Genomic DNA, 25,855 nt, shown 5'->3' with positions numbered 1-25,855 from the left:
TTTTAAGCAAAGTGGCTAACAAGTCTGAAATCATGGCTATCGCATCGAGGTTGCTTCGTGGCTTACAATTGCGAGAAGGCTTTTTCAGCCGACGAAGCAATCTTTCCTATATAGAACACTAACATGAAAGATTGCTTCGTCGTTCCTCCTCGCAATGACGATCGTTTTAAGCAAAGCGGCTAACAAGTCTGAAATCATGGCGATCGCATCGAGATTGCTTCGTGCCTTACAATTGCGAGAAGGCTTTTTCAGCCGACGAAGCAATCTTTCCTATATAGATCACTAACATGAAAGATTGCTTCGTCGTTCCTCCTCGCAATGACGATCGTTTTAAGCAAAGTGGCTAACAAGTCTGAAATCATGGCGATCGCATCAAGATTGCTTCGTACCTTACAATTTCGAGAAGGCTTTTTCAGCGTAAGCAATCTTTCATGCTAAAATCCTCGCAATTAAGTCCGCTTTACTGAAGCCTGTCAATGGTAGCGGAGTCGAAGCCCCATATTAATATATTTTCTACCTAATTTATAGTGAATCTCCTTAATTCAGCAACAGACGCAATTCATTTTGCTCTTCAGGTTCCAGTTCAATCAATCCATTAAACATTTCCAACAATTGGCTATGTTGCCCCGAGCGCAGCAGCAGATCAATCAACCGTACCAATGTCTTTTTTTGGTCGGTATTTAAGCTACTGAACAGCTTTGGTTCTATTTCATATAATGCCTTTATTAAATTAACCAATGGTGCCTTATGTTGGGCTGTTTCCGTTAGAGATGAATAAGCTGGAAATATGCCATCCTGATCATAACTTTCAATCAAACGGTTGGCGTATTCTTTTAAGAATGGCTTTCTTTTAAGCTTCAGGTATTCGGTAAGCTCTTTAATCAGGAACCGATACTCAGGAGAAGATTTTGCAGCACCAAATATGGCCACCTGACCTTCATTTTCGAAACTCTTAAAATCAAAATCACGAAAGAAATCACTATCAATATAAATGCTGTGGAAATAATCATCGCTCTTTTTGTTAAGCGTGGTATAATCTTTATAGATCTCCTCGCCTCCCGCTAAAAAATAGTATTTGGATAATTCTCTGTGCAGGTTTTCTTTCCAATGAACGTACTTCACCTTAAATGTAACTGCAGAATCGGGATAAAAAAGATTAAATTCTTCTAAAATTTTAACGTTGCTGCTAAAATCCAATGCCTCGCCATTTACAATAATTGCGTATTTTTTGTGTTTGTTAAGCTCAATAAACCAACAAAATTCGTTGATCAGAAATGGAAGCACGGTTTCTTCAACATCTTGCACACTGATTTTCAGGTTACTAAAAGCAACAGTTGTACCTGTTTCGCCAATAGCATGAGGTGTCTCGGTAAAATCATGACTGTAACTGTTCAATCCACCAGTACTGATTTTTATTTGGCCCTGCTGGTAGCCCTGCTCTGTTTTGTAAGAGGTTCGCCAAACGGCATCATGCGCGAAAGTAAAAAAGGTAAGCCGGCCAACGCCATTACGTCCATGCATTTTTGAAGTATGCTTAGGCGCAACAATTTGAATCGATTTCTCAGATTCAAAAAAAGGATCGAACTTTTGTTGCAAGCGTTCGAAGTTAATTCCATAACCATTATCAGCAACACTAAGGCTTTCTAAAAGGCCAAGCGGATTGGCAATGTAATCTATCCTGATGGTATCTGCATTGGCATCAAAGCCATTCCAGATGTATTCAGCGATAGCCTGTTTTTCATTGTAGTTTTTAAGTACCTTTTGAATTCCTTTGGATGTAATGTTAACCTTTACCGACATGATGCTAATTTAATTAGCAAATATATCATATTATTTTTATCCTAAAAGTTAGCGTAGGAATAAGTTTTAAACATCCTCAAAGTAGAATTTATTGTTATAAATACTTAATTAGGTTAATTAAAATGTTGGCATACAATCAAAAATCCTAAAGCAACTAAAATATTAACCAAAAAGATCACTGCTTAAGTAACGGTCACCACGATCGCAGGCAATAAATACTATAGTCCCTTTATCCAGTTCGCCTGCAAGTTTTAATGCAGCGGCACATGCCCCACCCGAACTCATGCCTGCAAACAAGCCTTCTTCTTTAGCCATTCTTCTCGACATTGAAGTGGCTTCTTCCTGTGCAATATCCATCACACGATCTACCCGCTCTGGCTCAAATATTTTAGGTAAATATTCAACAGGCCATCTCCTTATTCCCGGTATAGATGAACCTTCGGTAGGTTGGCAGCCAACAATCTGTATATCTTTATTTTTTTCTTTTAAAAAACGTGAGCAGCCCATAATGGTTCCTGTAGTACCCATCGAGCTTACAAAATGAGTAATCGCTCCGTTGGTATCTTTCCAGATTTCCGGTCCTGTTGTTTTGTAGTGTGCAAGGTAATTATCTGAATTTGCAAACTGGTTGAGCAAAAAATACCCCTCGCTGCTTCCTTTTTCTTCCGCATAATCTCTACAATCTTCAATGCTATCCAATAAAGTTACCTGGGCACCAAATGCCTCCATGGTTACCTTACGTTCGCGTGTAGAGTTGGCAGGCATTACCAGTTCAATATCCAAACGGTATAAACTTGCAATCATCGCCAGCGCAATACCTGTATTACCACTTGTTGCTTCAACCAGTTTTGTACCCGGTTTTATTTCGCCACGTTCTATTGCGCTCCTGATCATATTTAGCGATGCCCTGTCTTTAACGCTTCCTCCCGGGTTATTGCCTTCTAATTTAGCAAATACCCGCACTGCGGGATTAATGTTCAGCTTTTGCAGCTCAGCCATTGGCGTATTTCCGATCAGATCGATTATTCCTGCCATATTATAATATGTTAAATGGTTTCTTTATGGTTTCTTATGGTAATGATTGGCGAATGGTACGCTGTAGAAAACGCCGGAATACTTTCTGTAAGCCAAACATTCCCTCCTATGATACTATCATGCCCGATAACGGTTTCGCCTCCTAAAATGGTTGCCCCAGAGTAAATTACTACCCTATCCTCTACCGTTGGATGGCGTTTGCTGCCTGCCAATGTTTTTTTTACACTCAATGCCCCTAAGGTTACGCCCTGGTAAAGTTTCACATAGCGCCCAATTGTACTGGTTTCGCCGATTACAATCCCTGTTCCATGATCGATGTGGAAATATTCGCCGATACTGGCCGCAGGGTGGATATCAATACCTGTTTTAGAATGCGCATATTCAGTAAGGATTCTGGGTACCAGCGGAATGCCGAATTGGTAGAGCATATGGGCAATCCGATAGAAACAGATGGCATAAAAACCAGGATAAGTTCTAACCACCTCAAACCTGCTCTGTGCCGCCGGATCGCCCTCGTATATCGCAACAATATCGGTATTTAATACCCGATAAAGTTCGGGCAACACTCCGAAAAACTGACCGGCTGCATTTTTGCATTCTGCATTTTTAAGCTTACAGCTACTCGATATAATATCATAAAGCTCTAGCTCCAAAACCGAAATATAAGCCTTTACTTCTTCTACAGTTGCAAATACCTTAGCCGAGTTTTCTGGAAAAAGCACCTGAATGAGTCGTTCCGCCCAAAGGGAGATGACTTCATTTGGTGGGATATTTGGTTGCTCTTGAGGGTTTTTAAATATTTGTTCAAAAAAATGGTCTTCCATAATCGGTGGTCATACCTGGTCAATCTGCTCATCGACTAGGTATATAGATTTAATCGCTAAATGTAAGTTTTGTTTTTTTAAACCAAAACAAATACTGCTGTTTTATCTTAAAAATTGCGCACCAATAACAATGAAATAAATTTAAAGGTGCTATTCCTGATGGTGCTGAACCGAACCAGCAGTATGTTTTCGTAATATTTTATAAAGTACTTTTAAATCAAAAGGTTTACTGATGTAATCGTCGAATCCATATAGCTTATAGTTCAGGTGGATATCAATGTTACAACTTAGCGCAAGTACCGGGAGGTATGGATATTTATTTTTAATGGATTGGCAAATGCAGGTTGCATCTTTCCCGTTGAGGCGAAAATCCAAAATAACAGTGTGAGGTTTGAAATTATCTACCAGTTCCATAAAACCTGGTTTAAAACCGATGGTTCCAAGGGTGATAAATCCTTCTTCTTCCAATGCAATTTTGAGTACCTCTAAAATTGATCCGTCAGTTTCCTCAATTAATATCCGATGCATTATATTGTATTTATAACAATTTATATTAAGATAGGAATTTTGAAGCTAAAACCTTAAGGAATAACCCTGAAATAAAAAAAAACAGGTATAAATACAAAATACTACTACACATATGAGGTTTATACGTATACATTGTGCAATAATATAAATATTTCTAAAACACTGTTCTGAAACTAGTGTTCTCTCTATATGTTTATTACCGATAAAACAACGGCAAAGGAACTGGATCGGGTTTATATCGGTGAAGAAATTACCTTTGAAGAGAAATCTGGCCTGGTATACCGTATTGCAGTATTCAAGTCGATAAGCCTAAACAGCTACGTATTTCAACTTGTGGATGGAGAACTGATTATCATCCGTAGAAATTGGAATAAGAATAATCAGATTTAATAAAGTATTCCGATCGGCAAACCCGACCGGAATTACGCATATAAATTTATTTTTTCTGTTCAGATAAAAAAGTAACTAAAGAAGCTAGTTCTTCGTACGACAACGAATTGGCCAAACCTTCAGGCATCATGGAGTTTTCCATTTCCTTTCTGGTTAAAATATCGCCTGCCTTTATGGTAAATACTTCCCCGGCAATGTTGCGCAATACAACTTTGGCAGCTGTTTCTTCGGTGATAAATCCCATATAGGTATGATCACCTTTGGCAGTAATTAATACCGATGCAAAGCCTTGCGAAATAGAAGCACTAGGTTTTAATATCGATTCTGCAATCTGCTCACGGTTCATGATGGAGCCAATCTGCCCCATAAACGGACCTTTCATTTTTTCACTTTTACTTAAGCTATGGCAAGCAATACAACCCTGGTTATTGAAAATGTTTCTTCCTTTTAGCGGATTTCCCTGTAATTTATTAATGGCCAACAATACATCTTCAATAGAAGATTTGCCTACCTGGCCTTTTTGATTTTTAATTTTTTCCAAATCAATTTTAGGTTCTTCTGCAGCTGCTACTTTTTCCTCTTCAGCAAATTCAGGAATATCCATCCTCTGGCGCGCATTTAAATCTACATAAAACTGTTTGCCCTGGGCACCTGCTTTTGCAGCCTCTGCCTTTAAAAACTTCTCAATTGCAGGAGAGCCTTCCCATGAAACAGCTTTAAAGTATGGGCCATGCGAATCAGGACGTGTACCCCACCACCAACTTGCATCGTAAGCAATTTCCTTTTTATACAAACGGCCCAACGTAACCAAAATCTGTTGCTTTAAATTTTCATCTTTCGATTGATTGTAATTTTCAATCAAGCCATTAACAGCTTTTTCGGTATGGATATAACGTAATGCCCAAAGTGCAAGTGTTGCATTTTCGGTTTTAACAGCAGCAAGTAAAGCATCTACAGCATTAAGATCAACCAAAGCACGAACCGCTAAGTGAGGTAAAATAATTGCAGAGTTTGGCGTAGCATGCGGCCCTTCTGTACCTTTGGCAGGTGCAGTAAACGAAGCCGGAACCTTAGTTTGTAAAAGTACATTGGCTACTTCTGCTCGCCCTAAACGGTTTAAACCAATTATGGAAGTGGCCTGAACGCGTAAAGAAGAATCTTTTAGCCCTGCCAAAAATGGTTCTACAGGAACCTTATCAATGTAAGTTTTACGGTCGGCAAGTGCCTTTAAAGCAAATTCACTTAAGGTTTTATCTTTGGTAAATTCAACTAAAGTAGCAATACCATTTTCTTTGGTGAGTTGTGCATAAGTAAAAATACCTGCCACACGCACATCAAGTGCTAAACTTTGGTCGGAAGCAATTTTTAATGCCGCATTAATGGCCTGTTTATCATTGCGTAACACCAATTCTTGCGAAGCCGTAAGCCTTGCCACTGCGCTATTTGATTTTAGTAATTCTGTTAGTTTTTTAACAGAAGCTTCTTTAACATCTGGAAAAGCTTTATAAGTCCAGTTGTTTGGCACTGCACGAACAATGTATCCTTTATCCGGACTACCAGAATAACCTGCACCATCCCATGCTGAAAGGTAGAGCCTTCCTGAGCCATCAACATCTAAATCGGTAATTTGAGGCAATTTGATAAACTCTTCATCCTTTTGTGTAAAGGTTGGTCCATCGGTTGATACACGGTGGATGTAAAGCATGCTTCTGCCCCAGTCGGCCATCATTGGCACATGGTTATATTGTTCAGGCCAGTTGGGTTCATCCATAAATAATGCACCTGTACCCGATCCTCCACCTAAATCTGCCAGCGCAGGAATAATTTCATCTGTAAAATTCTGAAATAAAACCGGATAGCCATATTCACCTGATTGGATGTGGTGAGAGAAACGCACATTCCAGCCCCCACCATCGTTGGTATTTTCGCGGGTAAAAACATTCATATAAGGATCAATCGCTACATCGTACACATTGCGGGTACCATGCGTAAATATTTCCATTTCGGTTCCATCGGGGCGCACGCGCAATATTCCACCGCCTAGCATGGTTAACTTTTTGCCTGAGCGATCTACCGCATCGTGAAATCCAAAATCTCCAACCGAAATATAAATCCATCCATCAATTCCCATTCTTATGCCATTGGTGGCGTGGTCGGTACCACGTTCGCGGATGTATTTTGCATTGCTAATGTGCTCAATAAGTGGCTTTTCTGGTCCATCTGCCTTTCCATCGCCGTCTTTGTCTTCAAATACGACTAAATTCATACCGGTAGCCTGCTTTGTTTCTTTAGAAAAAGTGGTGTGCAAAACAAATACCTGGTCTCCCTGCACAATAATCCCCCTTGGGTTATCTACCTCTGCAAAATCTACATGCTGGTCCATTTTGCCATCATTATCCTTATCAATTAATTTCAGGATATGTCCTTTACCTGGATCTTTTCCTAAAGAACCGATCATATCAACACCAACATAAACTTCGCCTGTTGGGGCAACGGCTAAACAAGCCGGACTTGGGGTAACATCAGGGCCTGCAAAATTGGTAATGGTTAATTCGGGCGGTAAGGCCTGTGATGCTTTTGGTTCATTGAATAAGCTTTTTAGTCCAAAAAAAACTAATGTAAACGAAATTAAGCTTAAAGAAAATTTAATCATTTGTGTGTGTTATTATTTTCTGGTTAGTTGTCGGGTAAACATACAAAAAAATCTAAATTCTATTATGCCACAATTTTGTGCTGTTTTATGCACTTATTAACCAATCGCGTGTTATTAAATTCTTTTTTTTTGAGTTCAGTTACAGCAGCTGAAGAAAATTTAAATATCTCCTTTAAATTTTAAAGTAAATTAACGCTTCATGCGTCTACCTATTAAAGACTGAGGTAAATCCTTCACAATAGTTACTAAAAAAATTAATTCCAATAAAATAACCCTAAAGCTTGATTTATTATTGCAGTAATGCCTTAAAAAACAAACAAATAGATGAAAAACATAATAAAATTGGAACAATTAAACAGTTTAACACATTTTAACAAATTATTTTTAATAATAGTTGGTTCGAAAAAGATATTTTATTATATTTACTAAATCCAACATTCATTAAATCAGTACGTTATGAAAAATATTCTTTATTTCTTCCTGACTGCCCTGATTTCCTCCATTGCGCTGTTAATCACAAAGGATGCTTCTGACCCTGAATTGGTTTACAGTACAGTGGTGTTAATATGGATTCTGTACATCTGGTACCATATTTATGCTGCTAATAAGAGGAACTACAGTGAGTAGTCTGCATTAATTTTTTTTCTACTTACCCGCATAATATAGCCCGGGCTTTTTGGTAATGCAATAAGTTTTACAAAAGCATTTTCGCCCATCATATTTTTTGTATTCTTCAAATCCCTTTAATCAAAAGCGGAATCACGGTTAAAATGGTAACATAATTTAACATTTAGCTCAGGTACATCAACAACTAAAGTTATTATCTTCGTAGAAAACTAAAACGTAGCAGTTTACGTTTATAACTTAGCCTGGCAAAAATACCAGCATACATATAAAACTTAATGAACTTGGAGTATCGACCTCGTACATGGGGTAGATAAGCGCACAAGATCATGAAATCAAAAGCAAAATTCCCCTGTTTAACGGGAAAATCTTTTTACGCCGAAGTTCGCCGTAGGGTAAATAAAGATTTTAAGGAAAACAACAGAAGTACAAATGCCAATAAGTTAATGTGGTTTAAAGCCTGTTTTTTCTTAACCGTATTCCTGGTACTTTATTTGGTGATATTACTTTTACCCATTAGCACAGCATTACTTTTAGGCTTAACTGTTTTACTTGGCGCAACTTGTGCTTTTATTGGCTTTAACATTTGCCATGATGCTATTCATGGCTCTTTTTCAAACTCTAAACGGATCAATTCATTTTTCAGTTTCCTTTTTCATATGGTGGGTGCTAACCCTTATGTTTGGAACATTACGCACAATGTGGTGCACCATACTTATACCAATATCCCCGGGCATGATGAAGATATTGAAGTGGCTCCAGGTTTAATCCGCATTTGTAATGAGGATGAATTAAAGCCCCACCAACGTTTCCAGCAATGGTATGCTTTTCCTTTATACAGTTTGGCTTCACTCTCGTGGGTATTCCGCAAAGATTATAAAAAATTCTTCCAGAAAAGCGTAGGGGCCTGTCAGCATACACATCCAAAAATTGAATATTTTAACCTCTTTTTCTATAAATTCCTTTATTATTTTGTGTTTATCGGTTTGCCCATTTTGGTAATGCCGCTTAGTTGGTGGCAGGTTGCCATTGGTTTTGTGGTATTGCATATGGCTCAGGGATTAACCATGGGACTTGTTTTTCAGTTGGCCCATGTAGTAGAGGGAACAACTTTCCCTGTAACCAACGCCGATGGTAACATGGAAGAAGCCTGGGCAGAGCACCAAATGCGCACTACAGCAAATTTTGCCACTGAATGCCGCATTTCAGCATTTTTTCTTGGCGGATTAAACAGACAAATTGAACACCATCTTTTCCCAAAAATATGCCATGTGCATTATGGAAGAATTGCAGGTATTGTAAAGCAAACGGCTTTAGACTTTAACCTGCCTTACCATGAAAATGCAACTTTCCTTCTCGCTTTGCGCTCTCATTACCGCATATTAAAGAAAATGGGCAGGCCTGAGCTGGCTGATTAATTTTTCGTGCTAGAAGTATAATCTTGTACAAAGTTAAGTTGATGATCAGTTTAACCACTTAAAAAATTAACGGGTCAACTTTATCAGTTATTGGCATATGAATACTTTTCTATTCACAAAAACTTAACATAAATCCATTTCTTCAAAGGGCAGAACTTTTTATCTTAGCAATATGTACTGGTACGAAGAAGAGGTTAAACAATTGGAGAAAAGGCATCGAATGGATCGCGAGCATCCGGGAATTATTTTCTACGGGAGTTCATCAATCCGCTTATGGAAGAATTTGGAAGATGATTTTGATTTCACTAAAGTTACCAACCTGGGTTTCGGCGGTTCTACCCTAGCTGCTTGTGTTTGGTTTTTCGAACGGATCATGACCGATTATAAACCCAAATCGTTAGTGGTTTATGCTGGCGATAACGACCTTGGAGATGGCCGGAACCCTGAAGAGATCTTTATTTTTTTTCAACAGTTAATGGTTAAGGTAAATTTAAGGTTTGGCCCCCTGCCCTGTTATTTTATTTCTTTAAAGCCAAGTTTAAACCGTTGGCATATGGCCGATCAGTTTAGGTATACCAATAACCTGATTGAAAGTGAAATCATTAAAATTAATGGCAACTGGAGATTTATTGATGTATTTAAAAAAATGCTAAATAAAGCGGGCAATCCTGATCCTGCATTATACGATCATGATGGCTTACACCTAAGCGAAGAAGGTTATCGTTTATGGGCCGAAATTGTTAAAGATAAAATAGGTTAATCATTACCTATAATTAATATCCCGATAACATCGAAGCACTACTTTTCCATAAAGAATTTTAAGCAAATGAACAGGGAATACCATAAATGGTTCAGCCATAACCTTCAAAGGGATATGGAATTATTAGTTTTCGGACAAAGCGGGCGGGCAGTTATCTTTTTCCCTACGCGGATGGCCCGGTTTTATGATTACGAAAACTGGGGAATTATCGCCTCATTGAGCGATCAGATTGAAAACGGCGAACTCCAGGTTTTTTGCGTGGATAGTATTGATGGCGAAAGTTTTTATAATGATGAAGTATTTCCTTCAGTGCGCATTGAACGTCATCTCCAGTATGAAAAATACTTATTGGAGGAAGTAATGCCACTTATTGATCTAAAAAACGGTGGCGGTTATGTAGAAACTGCAGGCTGCAGCATGGGCGCTTACCACGCCATCAATCTGGCCATGAAATACCCATGGTTATTTAAAAAAGCTGTTGGCATAAGCGGCCGTTATGATCTTACGGATAATATTGGTGATTTTAGAGATTTATTAAATGGTTTTCATAATGAAAAAGTGTATTACAACATGCCAGCCCAATACATTGCCAATCTTAATGATGATAAATTACTTTCGGAAGTGCGAAGTTTGGAAATCATCCTGGCAGTTGGCGAAACTGACCCATTTTTAAGTGGAAACCAGCACCTGAGCAGTCTTTTATGGGAAAAAGGAATACCCAATCAGTTTCATACCTGGCAAAGCAATGCGCACCGTCCTCATTACTGGCGAAAAATGGCACCAATGTACATCTAAGTGCCATGTAAATGAATGATTATTGTACAGCAGGAAAATAATATTGTTTAACGTGCACCGTGTCGAAAGGTGTTGTGGTTCCTTCAACAGCCAAAACGACATTAGATTCTACCAACCACTTTTCACCTTGAATACCAGTTTTGGTTACCCTTATACCTTTTACTGTCCCGCTTAAAGCTTTTAAAGATATTGATAAACATGATGGGCAATCACTTACATATTTTACCCTTCCCTCAGCTACGTCCTTATCATTAAGAACAAAATTATCGCCCATCATCGGAGCCAGGAAATAAAATGACCTCGCGCCATAACCTATGTTTTTTGACCAGAAAACGCGGTATTGTCCGGTGGTTAAGGTAATCTGGCGATCAAGCATTGTGGCATTGTTTACATATTGATAATAACAGGTTGTACCCACCGGGCAACCGGTTAAATCTTTATCGTCTACAATGATTTCAATAGGGTCTGCGGTTTTCTTTTTACAGGCGAGCAAAGTGCTTAGCGCGATTAAAAGAATGGCTGTAGGCTTGAAAGCGTTTTTCATGTGGATTTAGTTTTTGTAATCAATACGGGATCAAATGAATTTGCGCTACACCTGATACATTAAGTTTATGTTAAATTATTTTCAGCATCAATTAAACCCGGAATATATTGAACCAGAAAATTCTAAAAACTTTATATTAACATTGATTGAACAAGAAAATATTAAGTTTGCATACAAACAAATTAAATCTCGAAAAACATGAAACAAGGATTATTAATAGATATGGATGGGGTGATTTATAGCGGCGAAGAATTGATATTTGGTGCTGATAAATTTATTAAAAAATTAATCGACGAAGATATTCCTTTCGCTTTTATGACCAATAATAGCCAACGAACCGGTTTGGAAGTTGTGCGCAAGCTTAAAGGCCTTGGCATTAAGGTTGACGAAAGTCACGTTTATACCAGTGCAATGGCTACAGGTAAATTTCTTTCCGATCAAAGTCCGAATGGTACCGCATACGTACTGGGCGAAGGTGGTTTATTAAGCAGTTTACACGATCACGGAATTACGCTGGTAAATACCGACCCAGAATTTGTAGTGCTTGGAGAAGGAAGAAACTTTACGCTAGAAATGGTTCAGAGAGCCGTAGATATGATTCTTGCGGGCGCAAAATTCATCACGACGAACAGAGATCCATCGCCTAAAAAACCAGGATGGAACAACCTTGGGATTGCCGCAACCACAGCCATGATTGAAGAAGCTACAGGCAGAAAAGCGTTTGTAACAGGCAAACCTAGTCCGGTGATGATGCGTTCGGCCCGTAAATTCCTCGGACTCGAAACCAGCGAAACTACTGTTATTGGCGATACCATGGAAACCGATATTCAAGGCGGCGTACAGATGGGTTATAAAACAATTTTAGTTCTGTCGGGTATATCAAGCAAAGATACTTTAGGTCATTATGCTTTTAAACCTGATATGATTGCCAGTTCGGTTGATGAGATAAAGTTTCCTTTAACCTGGTGGGAAGGGAGGTAGTTTTGAGTTGGGAGTTTTGAGTTTGGAGTTGATGGTTTATGGTCAATGGTTCATAGTCAATGGTTCATAGTCAATGGTTCATAGTCAATGATTTATAGTCAATGGCTCATAGTCAATGGTTCATAGTCTATAGTTCATAATTCAGGGATTGGCATTACGAGAGTGCCACGCTTCAGATGAATCTTTTAAAGGAATTTGAAAAAACAAATACAAAGATTTCTCCACTACGGTCGAAATGACGCTAAACAAGTATTTACTCCATATACCGTATAACGGCAAAAGATTATTTACGTCACACCCGTCATCCTCGCGCAGGCGGGGATCTTAATGCGGTGTTTATTTTAGTCTTAAATAGTCCTCGTTTGTAACGAGGATTTTTGAGGTACGCATTTGCAATGCGAAAATTATTCCTTTAAGGAGTGATAAAATCGCTTTACTCGTACATCCTCGTTACAAACGAGGACGATGTAGGTATTTACTCCATACCGCATGACGGCAAAAGAATATTTAATTCGTACCGTCATCCTCGCGCAGGTGGGGATCTTAATGCAGCGTTTATTTTAGTCTTAAATAGTCCTCGTTTGTAACGAGGATTTTTGAGGTACGCATTTGCAATGCAAAAATAATTTCTTTAAGGAGCGATAAAATCGCTTTACTCGTACATCCTCGTTACAAACGAGGACAATGTAGATTATTTACGCCACACCGTCATCCTCGCGCAGGCGGGGATCTTAATGCGGTGTTTATTTTAGTCTTAAATAGTCCTCGTTTGTAACGAGGACTATTTAAGGTACGCATTTGCAATGCGAAAATAATTCCTTTAAGGAGCGATAAAATCACTTTCCTCGTACATCCTCGTTACAAACGAGGACGATGTAGATGTTCATCTTTGAATTCTCCGTGCCTTCCATGTCTCCGTGGCAAAAACTGATCTCTGTGTAAGTCTGTGGTTAAAATAATTAACCCTCAGAAATAAGTTATGTTCTATTTATAATATAAAGTAAGATCACTTAACGCATAACTAACTAGGCCTTTACCAGAAAATGTTCAGGCATTTCGGCTGCTTTAAGCATAAAATTATGGAGTTCGTAGTTTTTAACAAAAGGTTTTAACAGTTCCGATCCGGGGCCGAACATTGTAAGCTCAACATAATCCCCAGTGTGGTTCATACCCGCCCATTGCACATCTGTGTATTTACTTAAAATCTTGCCGTATTCGTAAAATGGAAGGTTTGCTTCGTTATATAACTGGTTAGGAACAATATCTTTAAAATGTGCAAGTAGCGATTTTACGTCGTCGGCTTTCATTTCGATACCCTGATTTTCTTTAATCATTTCCATGATTTTTTGTTCGCTGAAAGATTGGTTCAGTTGGGCAAGCAACCAGGTATTGCTGTGTTTAAAGTTTTGTAAGCTATCAAATTTTTTATTGGCTTCATCTGCATAAAAGAGGCCAGGGTTTGCATTGCCATGGTCTGTAGTAATAATTACCAATGTTTCTCCATCTTTTTCAGCAAACTCAATTACTTTTCCTACCGCTTCATCGAAGGCCAATTGATCGAATATTAATCCACCTAAATCATTGGAATGCGCTGCCCAATCTACCTTTCCGCCTTCAACCTGCAATGCGAAACCATCTTTATGATCTTTCATCAAATCAATGGCCTTAACAGTCATTTCGGCCAATGTTGGCACCGTTTTTTGCAATTCAGCATCGTGCATACGGTCTACCTCGTAAGGGAGTCCATCTTCAGCAAACAATCCCAATACCGGCTTGGATTGATCCAGGGCCAACATTTCATTTCTATTTTCTGCAACTTTATATCCCTGGGATAAAAATTTAGGTAAAAGGTTTCCTCCTGCTCTTTTTTCGCCGAAATATTTACTTCCGCCACCCATCATTACATCGAATTTTAGGCCTAAATAAATTTCAGCGATAATATCCTGGCCACCACGGTTATCCAGGTTAACGCAAAAACCTGCAGGGGTGGCATGGGTAATGGGTACGGTGGTTACACAACCAACTTTTTTTCCTTTTTCTTTAAATTTCTGAAGAATGGGTTGAGGTTTCTCCCCTTTCATTCCAACATTGAGCGAACCATTTCTTACACGTAACCCACCACCCCATGATGAGCTTGCTGCTGCAGAATCGGTAACCATCGAACTGGCAGAAGCGGTATCCATTAATGCTCGAACAGCTTTATTATCACGATATAAACCTAACCATTTACTGCTTTTACCGAAAGTGCGGCTGGCATACAAATCTGCCATATTTAAAGTGCCTATGCTCATCCCATCGCTCACCATCATGATAATGTTTTTTGCTTTTTTTATTCCTCCAACCTGGGCGGCTAATACATCTTTAAACCCAACTAATGGCGCACTTAAGCCGGCTAATAATCCGCCTTTTAACAATGATCTTCTATTCATATTTTTTTAAGGGTGTTGCCCTTTAACTATTTCGTAAATAATGGTTTAGACTGAGCGTAACTGCTGGATGGAAAATTATGGCGAACTGATGTAGGATGATTTGAACGCAGCATTTTCTGGTGAGATAAAGAATCGGTATCAGTAACAGACTCCATTTCATTGGAAGGTAACTTAATGTGGTTACCAGCTGGCGATTTTAGAGGTTGTGGTTCTTTATTCATGGTAAGCAGCGCAACTGCCGGGATAACCATTAACATGCCTATACATGAAATCAATCTCATATCAATTAAATTATTTACACCACGGGGTATTTTGATGCTGATTTTATTTACAAAGATGTGTGCCAGCCATTACCAATGTGGTGATATAGCATTATGAAATTGTTAAAAGTTTAGCACAGTTTTAATTGAATATTAAGGGAATGGCTAAAACTTATATTTGGTTAGCGTCATTTCAAAACTACGGTATTCGACTTTAAAGCCGTTGATTATAGGCATGCAAAAGCAATAGCATGATACAAGCAATTAATAATAACCACAGATTAACAGAATGCACACAGCTATAAGAATCCGTGTTTATCTGTGTCCATCTGTGGTTAATAAATAGAACGTTGCACAAATTCTGTTAATCCAAATCATTTGGAAAGCAGGTTCCAAAACGTTATGTTACGCGTTTGTTCCGGCTTTTCGATGCGATCTTTTTAGCCTATACAAAGGCCTTGCTTCAAAAAGAGATCTCCTCTGCAATCCGGTTTAAAAAAATAGTTTTGTGGTACTATTCAAGGTTGCATAATGCCTGGCATAACACAAATAATTAATAAAACCACAGATCAACATGATGAACACAGCTATAAGAATCCGTATTTATCTGTGTCCATTTGTGGTTAAGAAACAAAATGCAAGGTTGAATAATGCAAATAACCACAGATTAACAGGATGCACACAGCTATAAAATCAGTGTTCATCTGTGTTCATCTGTGGTTAAGAAATAGAGCGTTGGATAAATTTTGTCAATCCAAATCATTTGAAAAGCAGGTTCCAAAACCTTCTGTTAAGCGTTTGTTCCGGCTTTTCGATGCGATCTTTTTAGCCAGTACAAAGACCCTGCTTCAAAAAAGGATCTCCTCTGCAATCCGGTTTAAAAAAATAATTTTGTGGTACTATTCAGGGTTGCATAATGCCTGGCATAACACAAATAATTAATAAAAACCACAGATTAACAGGATGCACACAGCTGTAAAAAATCTGTGTTTATCTGTGTCCATTTGCAAACGCTCCAAACGCTTAGGTTCACCACCACTCATTCTTTTCTCCAATTCTAAAAACTCCTCGGGGCTTTGCCAGCGTTTAATTTCGGGGTCGTAGATCCAATGTTTAGCGGCTTTTGCTTTTTCGTAAATGGTAAAATAAGTTACCGTTGGTTTAGGCGGTTCTTCGTACTTAAAATTCTCCCATTTTTGGTAACGCTCGCTTTTGGTGATTAGTTCTTTGGGTTTCATTTTACAGATGATAAAATATGGTATTCTACTTTTTCTTGCGTGTTTTTGGTTTATCCGTAATTTGGTTTAAAGTTTCTGCTTCTTTTAATAAATAGCGTTTAATCAGTTCTATTAATTCTTTCATCATCATTTAGTTTAATGCATTCCAGCCGTTGGTATCTTAACTCAACAGCGTTAAATTAATACAAAAATACTAAAAATATTAGTAATTACTATCCCAGTTATCAACACTCTTTTGAGTTGTACAACTAAATATTCTAATAATCTCCCCTACTTTTTATAATGATGCCCCCGCTTTTTATAATCCTTTTCTTATTCTCAGGCAAGGAGCGTTAGCCATAAACCACTATACTTCGTTCCTAAACCCGGTAGCAACGAAAATCCTTTTTATTGCTTTAAAAAGAATATCTATTATGGTTGCAGCTGGTAGCATAGTATCTGCAATAAAAAGATTAAAGTGCATAACGGGAATGCAGAACCAATGGAAAGCTAAACGTTCATTTTCAAGCATTACAGCAATTGTATTAAAATGAATAAAACAAAAATTGCGCACCTGATCATTATCGAAAACAAAACATTTTTTCTACAACGAGCTACCTTAAACAGCATTAAAGACCCAAGGTGTAATTTAGATTGAAGCGCATACCTGATGTTATGGTTTTTGCTTAATGCCCAGGCCCAGAAATATGGTGATGCATTGAAATTACGCCCATATTAATAAATTATAAACTTCAATGCTTTATTGCCTATCTTTCAGCACTAACCAAACTTCAGAATTACTTCAGAATTGGAACCTACCTTCGCCATTTATCTACAATGGGCAGCATGCTAGTTTCAGTTTCGATTAATCATTAATTATGAGCATCAAATCAACAACCAATACTTTATTACATAATAGATTTGGACCCGTTTTTTTAGCTACCCTGTTATTATGTGGAATATCGCTCCTCACCAGGCTTGCTTTACTGCTATTTAGTGCCGCATTGGTTGATTGGTCGATACTTAACCTGCTCAAAATATTTGTTATCGGTTTATTTTACGATCTGGCTGCTGCATCTTTTGCGGTAATTCCGATTGTACTATACCTGTGGCTTATGCCTGCAAAATGGTATGGCCGTAAGTTTAACAGGGTATTGCTGTTTATCTATTTTTTCATTGTTGTTTTTACACTCATTTTTAATGCTGTATCCGAATGGTTTTTCTGGGAGGAATTTTCGGTGCGTTATAATTTTATAGCCGTCGATTATTTGGTATACACTACAGAAGTTATCGGTAATATCCGCCAGTCGTACCCCATTAACAGCATTATGGTTGGCCTGGTAATTATTACTGCGGTTGTTATATATCTTTTACGCAAAAAAATTACCTGCTCTACCAACCACAAAACCAGTTTTGGCCAGCGCACAAAAGTTGCGTTGGTGCTATTATGCCTGCCTGTTTTTACCTATTTCTGTATCAGCCATAAATTAAAATACCTAAGTAAAAACCAATATGTAAATGAGCTCTCGGGCAATGGCATGTATGATTTTGGCTTTGCCTTTTGGAACAATCAACTCGATTACAATACTTTTTATAAAACGATTCCGATTAAAAATGCCGAAACAATTTTAAGTCATTTATTGCAGCAGGATACGCTTGCTAAAAACGGAACGTTTAAAAATACATCCAGAAACATTAGCAATGCAGGCACCGAAAACAAAATGAACGTGGTGCTGATTAGTGTAGAAAGTTTAAGTGCCGAGTTTTTGGGCACCTTCGGCAATACGCAGCACATTACGCCCCAACTGGATTCGCTTGCTAAAGAAGGACTGCTTTTTAATAACCTATATGCATCCGGAACCCGCACCGTGCGTGGTTTGGAAGCACTTTCGCTCTGTATCCCTCCTACACCAGGACAATCGATTGTGAAACGGCCTGATAATAAGAATCTGTTTACATTAGGAAGTATATTCCGTGCAAAAGGCTACAACAGCAGGTTTATTTATGGTGGTTATGGTTATTTCGATAACATGAACGAGTTTTTTCGAACAATGGTTACCAGGTTACCGACAGAAGTGCCTTACAGGATTCGGAAATTCATTATTCCAATATCTGGGGCGTAGCCGATGAAGATCTGTTTACGCTTTCATTACGCGAACTGGATAAAGATTATAAAAATAACAAACCGTTTTTTGCACAAATTATGACGGTTTCCAACCACCGCCCATATACCTATCCCGATGGCAGAATTGATATACCATCACACACAGGCAGAGAGGGAGCAGTTAAATACACCGATTATGCCATTGGCAGGTTTATCCGCGAGGCAAGGCAGAAACCATGGTTTGCAAACACCTTATTTGTTATCGTAGCCGATCATTGTGCATCCAGTGCAGGCAAAGTGCAGTTACCGGTTGATAAATACCACATCCCGATGATTTTTTATAGTCCTGCCCACATTGCACCAGGTACATTTGATAAGTTAACTGCCCAGATTGATATTGGGCCTACTATTTTAGGCTACCTTAATTTTAGTTACAACAGTAAATTTTTCGGTCAGGATGTTTTTAAAATGAAAAACAGTGATGAACGTGCTTTTATTAGTACTTACCAGAGTTTGGGTTACATTAAAAACAACAAACTGGTTATACTCGATCCGAATAAAAAGGCTGCCACTTACAAACCCGATTTTAAAACGGGCAGTTCTGTAGCCATACCTGCCGATCAACAGCTGATTAATGAAGCAATTTCCAATTATCAAATGGCCTCTTACCTCTATCAAAATGGTTTATATGGTTTTGAAGCTCAAAAGAAATAATTACGATAACCTACAAGCATGAGCATAAACATTGGATTGGTGATTTGGAAAGAGATGAAAGCAAAATCTTTCAGCAGAGAACAACTGGCCGAAGCTGCAGGCATTAGCAAACACCGGGTGGGCACTTTACTTAAATCGACTACGATTGATACAGGTATTTTAACCAGGATTTCGATAGCACTCGAGGTTAATTTTTTCGAATATTACCGCAAGGATGAAGACCTGGCCAGGTTTGAAACCAACCTGAACACCCAAAGTAATGATGGCGTAAGCTCACTTAAAAACCTGATCAAAGAGAAAAACCGATTGCTCGAACTTTATAGTGAAACCATTAAAAGTCAGAAAAAAATTATTGCCTCGCTAGAGCATATGAAAGAATTGTAAGCAAGTTTTTTATTTGCTGATTTGGAGCTGATGATGCCATTCTTTAAGCATTTCAGCGTGATTTAATATTTCATTCTCATTTAAATCTTCTTCCAGCTCGCTCAACTTAAAATCGATTGTATCGGTTATGGTGCTACTGATATTTAGTAAATGATCTATTTCTTGGTCGAGCAGGTATTCCAGCAGTTCGAATACGGCACATGCCGTATTTAAGGCATAAGTACCCAATGGATCAGTAAATTCTTCAGTATCTGGTAATACCGCTTCCAGTTCGGCTAAAAGTTGCTTTACTTCGTGTTCATCTACAACATTAGGAATGGCATTTTTAGCACATTGAATTGATCTTTTCAATATATCAGGATTCCCCCAGTTAAACTGCGCATGAAAATCAATATAATCAGGTAGCAGTCTATCGCAGATGTTTATGCCAAAAGTAATACGCTGCTTTTTGGGCAAAATGGATAACTGATCGCTCAGCTGTTCGTAAAATTGTGTAGCATTCATTTAATTGCAGGTTAATTGCCCAATCTCGGTAAAAGCAAGGCATTAAGTTTTGCAAAGATATGCGTAATTTTTACAGCTACAATTTAGCAGCCTATTCATATTTCAAAGCCTCAACCGGATTTGCTTTTGCTGCCTTATAGGCCTGAAAACCTACTGTTAAAAAAGCCACCACAGCAGTACCAATAATGGCTATTAAGATCATAGAAAATGAAATAGTTGTTCTAAATTCAAAACCGGAAAGCCATTTATTCATAAAGTAATAGGCCAAAGGCACACCGATAAATGCCGCCACCAATACCATTTTCAAAAAAGATACCGAAAGCAATTGCATAATGCTACTTACCGAAGCCCCCAATACGCGGCGTACGCCAAACTCTTTGGTGCGCTGCTCGGCACTGTAAGCCACTAAACCGTATAAACCAAGGCACGAAATCAGTATTGCAATACCTCCGAACAGATTAGCCAGAATACCGAGTATTTTTTCAGATTGCAGTTTCCTGGTGAACAGATCGTTTACAAATTTAATTTCTACAGGGTACTGTGGATTGATCTGCTTGGCAATTGCCGAAATCATCTCCACATTTTTGCTCAAACTATAGTTGGGATTTAAGCGAAAATTAATGTTGCCATTTTCATTTTTACTAAAATTAATCACCATGGGCTTGCCCGGGCGGTAGGGAGAATCCCATAAGAAATCTTTAAAAACAGCAATCACTTTTAATTTATTACCAAAAAGCTCAACAGTTTTACCCACCGGATTTTTTAACTGCATTACCTTAACTGCATTGCTGCTCAACATAATGGTGGCTGTATCTGAAGCAAAATCTTTTGAAAAATCGCGCCCGTCCAACAGTTGTATTCCAGTGGTTTTAACCAGATCGTATTGGGTTTGAAGCCGGTTAAACACAATCTCTTTCCCTTTCTCTTCCATATCTGGCCACTTAAGTCCGTAAAACCAGTTGCCTACATGTGTCATGCTCTGGCTGCTTTGATTAACTGCTATGGCTGCACCGCTTTTAAGTACTTGTGCTTTAAACAATTCAAACTTAGCCGATAAGTTACCATCCTGAGCCATCTCTGCAAGCAGATTGCTGTTATAGCCTATCGGCCTGTTTTTGATATACTGCATCTGCTTGTAAATTACCAATGTGGAGATGATGAGCATAATGGCAAAACAAAATTGGCCAACCACAAGCACCTGCCTTAAATTAATCGGTATTAACCTGGCCCTTGCCGCCTTATTTTTTAAAGTTTGGATGGGGTTAAACGATGAGAGAAAAAATGCCGGATACATGCCCGATAAAAGGCCGGTAAACATTGCTACCCCTAAAATACCTACCCAATAGCCTACATTGGTATAACCGATTGTGATATCGATATCCAATAAGTTATTGAAAATGGGCAATGTAACCTCTACAATTACAACGGCAAACAATACTGCCACTACCACCAGCACCATGGCTTCGGTTAAAAACTGAATGATTAAAGATCCTCTTGTTGCCCCGATTGTTTTTTTAATGCCCACCTCCTTTGCACGCCGTTCTGATTTAGCGGTGGCCATGTTCATAAAATTGATGCAGGCTACCAGCAAAATACCAAACGCAAGGGCAACAAAAAGATAAATTCGATCAATATCGCCACCTATGCTTTTACCATTTTTAAATTCGCCATATAAATGTAAATTGGACAATGGATACAGGAAATTCTGATTTTTTTGCTCTTTATAGTTTTCATTAAAGAGTAATTTAACTTTTGCGTTAATGGGCGCAATAATTTTAGGATTGTTAACTTTTGCAATCGTAAGAAAACTAAAATCGCCCCAGCCTGGATTTTTAACATATGGGTTGATGCTTTGAAAAAAAGCCCACGACATTAAATAATCGTACCTCAGCGTGGTATTGGCCGGCAAATCTTTCATCACCCCGGTTACTTTTAAGTTAAAAGCATCTTTATAGCGCACAGTCTTATTTAATACCTCAGTAGTACCAAACAAAAGTTTTGCCATGCTTTCTGTTAATACTATCCCATCTGGTGCATTTAATGCCGTATTCGGATCACCGGCAATAAACCCGTAACTAAACACTTTAAGTATTTCCGGGTCGGCAAAAAGATCGGTCTTTTTAAAGCTTTTTTCTCCATTGGCAATTAGCGAATTATCTCCCCCACCGATGCGGGTAATGGCATCAACCTCTGGTATTTTATTTTTAATGGCCATCGCAATCCCATTGCCGGGTACACCTCCGGTACTGGTGATTTTCCCTGATGCATCCTGAAAATTGGTCATTACCTGATAAATCTTATCGGCATCTTTAAAATGACGGTCGAAATTTACTTCATAATTTACATATAGCAGCAATAAAAGGCACGCAGATAAACCAACAGCCAAACCAATAATGTTGATTACAGAAGAAACCTTATTTCTCCAAAGGTTGCGTAAAGCAATTTTTAAATTGAGACTGAACATGGCATTACTGGTTGATCTGTTAAACAAATATAACTTTGCAATGCACAACCAAGTGCGTGCCAAGAGGAAAAAAATGCATTATACGACTTAAATGACGGTATTTATGATTCGACCAATCAAATAGCGTTCGTTATCGAACAGCAAGTGTACACCCGCGGACAGTAAAAAACATATTTATCAAATATGGATAAATGCAAAAAGCCTCACATTTCTGTAAGGCTTTTGATGTGATCCTGCTGGGATGCAAAAAAATTTAATAAGGGTACAGTGTACGTTCCAGCTTCTCTCCTTTTGCAACACTGGAGTAGCCATATCCATAGGTAAGGTTATAGGTTGTTAAATTGTAAACAATAAAACCAAAGCTAACATTTGAAGGAACTTTAATTGATACGAATCCATTTGCATCAGTTACGCCTTTTAATACAGCATCGTTAATAAAAGGTTTAAAGTTACTCGCGCTGGGTAGCCCTGCATTAATTGGATAAGCTACCACTCCTAAATTTTTCATTGGTGTTCTATAATCCACATTCGATAACAGGGTGAGATTTAGTAAACCTGAAAATTCGGAAACTTTAATATTTCTTTTTTTATCAGTTCCTGCTACAACCTGAACAATATCATCCGTAAGGTACTTCACTTTGTTAACCGTTACGGAATCAGTAATTACCACATAATTTTTAGCGCGTAAACCCTGAAAGTTAGCTATACCGTTCGCATCTGTAAACACTGTAGCAACCAATGAATTCTGGTTTTGCACGCCAGCAGTGTAATAAGGTTGGGTATCGTAAAGCGAAACCTTAACTCCAGGCAAACCTTTCCCTGCATCATCGCTATACTGGTAGCTAAGATTGCCTGTGCTTGGCGAATCAATTAACTTTACATTTGTAACCTTTTCACAGCCGCTTATAAAAATGGAAAGCGCTAGTAAAAGCATGATTTGATATTTCATATTCTTATAAAACATAAGTAATTTGTGATCAAACCGTTACTGAAACAAATTAATAGAGAAGTTATTCGTTGCATCTTTTTGTACCGATACAGTGTATGTATTGTTATAAGTGGCATTGGTTACCGTATTATAAAAGTATACGTAATACTGCTTAGATGAAGGAATTTTAAATGAAATTGAGCCTGCATCATTCGTAACTCCCGAGAAATCTGCTACTTTTAAATTAGTGGCTGTAGATGAAGAATAACTGTATTTATTATACGGGATCATAATCACACCTATATTTTTCAGGAGTTGATTATTGTTGTAAGATCTAACCGTTGCCGTGAATGTGCCAGAAAAGTCTGTCACTTTTGTTTCTTTGTTTTTAACTGCACCCGTAATTACCTGAACATATTCCTGAACAAGATAAGCTACATTATTTACTTTAGCAGAATCTGCAACCAAAAGGTAATTATCGGGATTAAGATCGCCAAAATCGGTTAAACCATTGGCATCTGTAACACGCGTATCCAAAAGAATGTTATTACTTTGATAATAATCCTGACGGTTAAAAAGCGATACTTTCACATTTGGCAATCCTTTACCAGTATTATCAGTCAATTTGTAAGTTAGTTTTCCACTGGTAGAAAGTTGAACATCAACATTAGTGGTTTTTTTGCATGACATAAAAACTGCCATAAGCAGTATTAAGAGCGTAAAATTTGATTTCATATTATTTATTTTTTTAAAATTTGCGCAAATATATCATAATGAATAAGAGTTATGATATATTTTTTCAGAAGTACATGTAAATTGACAGCGATAATGACTGCAATCGAGTAAGAAGCAGGGAATTAGTTTCCCTGCTGTCTCCTCACACCACCGTACGTACCGTTCGGTATACGGCGGTTTGTTAGAATAACTTCGTTTGGTGTGTCGTTTTCCAATAGTAATAATTGGTAAATCCATCAAGTCCATGCCTCAAAAAGAACTTCTTGTCAAGGGTTGTAAGTAATATCGGGCTGTTTGCAGTCCTACAGTACCCCTTACGGGTATTGGCCAATTGATAGGCCCTTGATTTTACCAACCCCATCTTCATTAAATTCCGCGCTCTACCCGTTATACTCTTCCATTGCTTCCAAAGAACAATCCGCAGTCTGGTCCTCATCAACTCGTCCAGTCTGGTCATATGACTCTTTGCTTCTGCAATAGAGAAATAATTAACCCAACCATGAATGATTTCCTTAAGCGTTAATATTCTTTCTTGGAATGGAACTGGTTGGCTACGTTTAGTTTGCTCCCGGATTTTCTCCTTGATCGCTCTTAGAGATTTGGATGAAATTCGCATCTTCCATCCCTCTTTGCTACCATAGAATGAAAACCCGAGCAGACTACTTTGGCTTGGCCTGCTAACCTTACTTTTCTCCCTGTTAACCTTCAGTTTCAGGCAGTCTTCCAGATATACTGAAATACTTCTCATTACCCGGTGTCCTGATTTCCTGCTTCTTAGATAGATACTGCAATCATCAGCATATCGCACGAACCTGTGCCCACGCTCTTCGAGCTTAACATCGAGTTCGTGAAGGATAACATTTGATAGTAACGGACTTAATGGACTGCCTTGTGGCGTTCCTTCTTTTCTTGGGCTGACCAATCCATTCTCCATGATCCCCACACTCAAATAAAGACGAATAAGCTTCAATGTCCGCTTATCCTTTATCTTTACTGACAGCAGATGCATAAGTTTATCATGGTTTACCCGGTCAAAAAATTTGTCCAGGTCAAGTTCCACAATCCAGGTGTAACCTGTGTTAAGATATTCCTGAGCCTTTAACACTGCCTGATGGGCATTGCGATCTGGCCGGAAACCATAACTATCAGAGGAAAAGTCGCCCTCGTACTTGGGGCTCAGCCATTGAGAGATGGCCTGCTGGATCAACCGGTCAATGACCGTTGGGATGCCAAGCATCCTCTTACCACCACTGCCTTTGGGTATCTCTACCTTTCTTACAGCGTTCGGTCGGTAATGGCCTGATAAAATATCACTCCGTAATGCCTGCCAGTTAGCATTCAGGTAGTCGCGAAGTTCATCGGTCTGCATACCATCAATACCACCAGCACCCTTATTGGCAGTAACCTGCCTAAAGGCTCTTTGTACATTTCGGATGTCTAATATTTCTTCAAGCATAATACTAAAAAAAAACTCCTTCCCAGGCATTGTGTACATTGGTTGCACGGCTCGGCTCAGCTCCTCTTATAATTTACTCTCGGATTCCGTCCTACCCTCATATAAGCAGTTCTCTAATGTGGTTCCGCTGTAAACGCTCTGCCATAAACTTCCTGTTTCCTTTGCCATCCTAACATTTGGTCCTTTCTGCATCCGAAAAATGCAGTACTACGACCGCTGCTGACTTATGATTGAGGCATTTAACATCTCTGCCAAATGTTTCTTCTCCTGTAATCGCGCTTACAATTGACAGAACTCATTCAGATCTC

General features: G+C 38.5%; 23 protein-coding genes. 9 read left to right on the top strand and 14 right to left on the bottom strand.

What is annotated here, in order from left to right:
- Nucleotides 1–537: 537 nt before the first annotated feature.
- The 4 genes from ACZZZW_RS14915 to ACZZZW_RS14900 form a co-directional block, all read right to left on the bottom strand.
- Entirely contained in the window at nucleotides 538–1,800 is a 1,263-nt protein-coding gene (locus ACZZZW_RS14915) for an ATP-binding protein (RefSeq protein WP_463494512.1), read from the bottom strand.
- A 162-nt stretch (nucleotides 1,801–1,962) separates the two neighbouring features.
- A complete protein-coding gene (gene cysM / locus ACZZZW_RS14910; protein WP_463494510.1) occupies nucleotides 1,963–2,835 on the bottom strand; it encodes a cysteine synthase CysM in 873 nt (290 codons plus the stop codon).
- Nucleotides 2,836–2,846: 11 nt separating this feature from the next.
- Nucleotides 2,847–3,659: a serine O-acetyltransferase EpsC gene (gene epsC / locus ACZZZW_RS14905; RefSeq protein ID WP_463494508.1), complete on the bottom strand. Its 813-nt coding sequence runs from the start codon at nucleotides 3,657–3,659 to the stop codon at nucleotides 2,847–2,849.
- A 150-nt stretch (nucleotides 3,660–3,809) separates the two neighbouring features.
- Nucleotides 3,810–4,187 carry a response regulator gene (locus ACZZZW_RS14900; protein WP_463494506.1) on the bottom strand — a complete coding sequence of 126 codons (378 nt, stop codon included), beginning with the start codon at nucleotides 4,185–4,187 and terminating at the stop codon, nucleotides 3,810–3,812.
- Between the two features lie 189 nt (nucleotides 4,188–4,376).
- On the opposite strand from ACZZZW_RS14900, the gene ACZZZW_RS14895 reads away from it, so the two are divergent.
- Entirely contained in the window at nucleotides 4,377–4,577 is a 201-nt protein-coding gene (locus ACZZZW_RS14895) for a hypothetical protein (RefSeq protein ID WP_055909924.1), read from the top strand.
- Between the two features lie 46 nt (nucleotides 4,578–4,623).
- On the opposite strand, the gene ACZZZW_RS14890 is transcribed toward ACZZZW_RS14895, so the two are convergent.
- Entirely contained in the window at nucleotides 4,624–7,230 is a 2,607-nt protein-coding gene (locus ACZZZW_RS14890) for a DUF7133 domain-containing protein (protein WP_463494503.1), read from the bottom strand.
- Nucleotides 7,231–7,686: 456 nt separating this feature from the next.
- On the opposite strand from ACZZZW_RS14890, the gene ACZZZW_RS14885 reads away from it, so the two are divergent.
- From ACZZZW_RS14885 to ACZZZW_RS14870, 4 genes are all read left to right on the top strand, one after another.
- On the top strand, nucleotides 7,687–7,857 hold the full coding sequence (locus tag ACZZZW_RS14885; RefSeq protein ID WP_463494501.1) for a hypothetical protein: 171 nt from the start codon (nucleotides 7,687–7,689) through the stop codon (nucleotides 7,855–7,857).
- Between the two features lie 326 nt (nucleotides 7,858–8,183).
- Nucleotides 8,184–9,272, top strand: a complete 1,089-nt coding sequence (locus tag ACZZZW_RS14880) for a fatty acid desaturase family protein (protein ID WP_463494499.1) — start codon at nucleotides 8,184–8,186, stop codon at nucleotides 9,270–9,272.
- Between the two features lie 172 nt (nucleotides 9,273–9,444).
- Entirely contained in the window at nucleotides 9,445–10,032 is a 588-nt protein-coding gene (locus ACZZZW_RS14875; RefSeq protein ID WP_463494497.1) for a GDSL-type esterase/lipase family protein, read from the top strand.
- Between the two features lie 114 nt (nucleotides 10,033–10,146).
- Nucleotides 10,147–10,827 (top strand): esterase family protein, encoded by a 681-nt coding sequence (locus ACZZZW_RS14870; RefSeq protein WP_463494495.1) that lies wholly within the window; start codon nucleotides 10,147–10,149, stop codon nucleotides 10,825–10,827.
- Between the two features lie 19 nt (nucleotides 10,828–10,846).
- Here the strand turns inward: ACZZZW_RS14870 and ACZZZW_RS14865 are convergent, their stop codons facing one another.
- On the bottom strand, nucleotides 10,847–11,371 hold the full coding sequence (locus tag ACZZZW_RS14865) for a hypothetical protein (protein WP_463494493.1): 525 nt from the start codon (nucleotides 11,369–11,371) through the stop codon (nucleotides 10,847–10,849).
- 198 nt (nucleotides 11,372–11,569) lie between these two features.
- Between ACZZZW_RS14865 and ACZZZW_RS14860 the strand changes: the two genes are divergently transcribed.
- The gene (locus tag ACZZZW_RS14860; RefSeq protein WP_463494491.1) at nucleotides 11,570–12,352 is read left to right on the top strand and encodes an HAD-IIA family hydrolase; all 783 of its coding nucleotides are present in this window, start codon (nucleotides 11,570–11,572) and stop codon (nucleotides 12,350–12,352) included.
- Nucleotides 12,353–13,377: 1,025 nt separating this feature from the next.
- Here the strand turns inward: ACZZZW_RS14860 and ACZZZW_RS14855 are convergent.
- The 3 genes from ACZZZW_RS14855 to ACZZZW_RS14845 all read right to left on the bottom strand — a co-directional run bounded on the left by ACZZZW_RS14855 (nucleotide 13,378) and on the right by ACZZZW_RS14845 (nucleotide 16,279).
- Complete coding sequence (locus ACZZZW_RS14855; protein WP_463494489.1) at nucleotides 13,378–14,781, bottom strand: alkaline phosphatase; 1,404 nt, start codon at nucleotides 14,779–14,781, stop codon at nucleotides 13,378–13,380.
- A 26-nt stretch (nucleotides 14,782–14,807) separates the two neighbouring features.
- Entirely contained in the window at nucleotides 14,808–15,062 is a 255-nt protein-coding gene (locus ACZZZW_RS14850; RefSeq protein ID WP_463494487.1) for a hypothetical protein, read from the bottom strand.
- A 917-nt stretch (nucleotides 15,063–15,979) separates the two neighbouring features.
- The gene (locus tag ACZZZW_RS14845) at nucleotides 15,980–16,279 is read right to left on the bottom strand and encodes a hypothetical protein (RefSeq protein WP_463494485.1); all 300 of its coding nucleotides are present in this window, start codon (nucleotides 16,277–16,279) and stop codon (nucleotides 15,980–15,982) included.
- An 857-nt stretch (nucleotides 16,280–17,136) separates the two neighbouring features.
- Between ACZZZW_RS14845 and ACZZZW_RS14840 the strand changes: the two genes are divergently transcribed.
- The 3 genes from ACZZZW_RS14840 to ACZZZW_RS14830 are packed head-to-tail and all read left to right on the top strand — an operon-like array spanning nucleotide 17,137 to nucleotide 19,460.
- Nucleotides 17,137–18,381, top strand: coding sequence for an LTA synthase family protein (locus ACZZZW_RS14840; protein WP_463494483.1), 1,245 nt, complete (start codon nucleotides 17,137–17,139; stop codon nucleotides 18,379–18,381).
- Complete coding sequence (locus ACZZZW_RS14835) at nucleotides 18,354–19,076, top strand: LTA synthase family protein (RefSeq protein WP_463497756.1); 723 nt, start codon at nucleotides 18,354–18,356, stop codon at nucleotides 19,074–19,076. Before ACZZZW_RS14840 ends, ACZZZW_RS14835 begins: the two co-directional genes overlap by 28 nt.
- Before the next feature lie 18 nt (nucleotides 19,077–19,094).
- Nucleotides 19,095–19,460 carry a helix-turn-helix domain-containing protein gene (locus ACZZZW_RS14830; protein ID WP_463494481.1) on the top strand — a complete coding sequence of 122 codons (366 nt, stop codon included), beginning with the start codon at nucleotides 19,095–19,097 and terminating at the stop codon, nucleotides 19,458–19,460.
- A gap of 9 nt (nucleotides 19,461–19,469) precedes the next feature.
- On the opposite strand, the gene ACZZZW_RS14825 is transcribed toward ACZZZW_RS14830, so the two are convergent.
- The 5 genes from ACZZZW_RS14825 to ltrA form a co-directional block, all read right to left on the bottom strand.
- The gene (locus tag ACZZZW_RS14825; protein ID WP_463494479.1) at nucleotides 19,470–19,964 is read right to left on the bottom strand and encodes a DUF416 family protein; all 495 of its coding nucleotides are present in this window, start codon (nucleotides 19,962–19,964) and stop codon (nucleotides 19,470–19,472) included.
- A 91-nt stretch (nucleotides 19,965–20,055) separates the two neighbouring features.
- A complete protein-coding gene (locus ACZZZW_RS14820; protein WP_463494477.1) occupies nucleotides 20,056–22,428 on the bottom strand; it encodes an ABC transporter permease in 2,373 nt (790 codons plus the stop codon).
- Between the two features lie 253 nt (nucleotides 22,429–22,681).
- Entirely contained in the window at nucleotides 22,682–23,377 is a 696-nt protein-coding gene (locus ACZZZW_RS14815) for a SpaA isopeptide-forming pilin-related protein (RefSeq protein WP_463494475.1), read from the bottom strand.
- 36 nt (nucleotides 23,378–23,413) lie between these two features.
- Nucleotides 23,414–24,091, bottom strand: coding sequence for a hypothetical protein (locus ACZZZW_RS14810; protein ID WP_463494473.1), 678 nt, complete (start codon nucleotides 24,089–24,091; stop codon nucleotides 23,414–23,416).
- 181 nt (nucleotides 24,092–24,272) lie between these two features.
- Nucleotides 24,273–25,547, bottom strand: coding sequence for a group II intron reverse transcriptase/maturase (gene ltrA / locus ACZZZW_RS14805; RefSeq protein WP_463492318.1), 1,275 nt, complete (start codon nucleotides 25,545–25,547; stop codon nucleotides 24,273–24,275).
- Nucleotides 25,548–25,855: the final 308 nt, after the last annotated feature.

The organism is Pedobacter sp. AC379 (assembly GCF_979258145.1).
The sequence above is the reverse complement of the archived record's forward strand: the minus strand, read 5'-3'. Positions and strand labels throughout refer to the sequence as shown.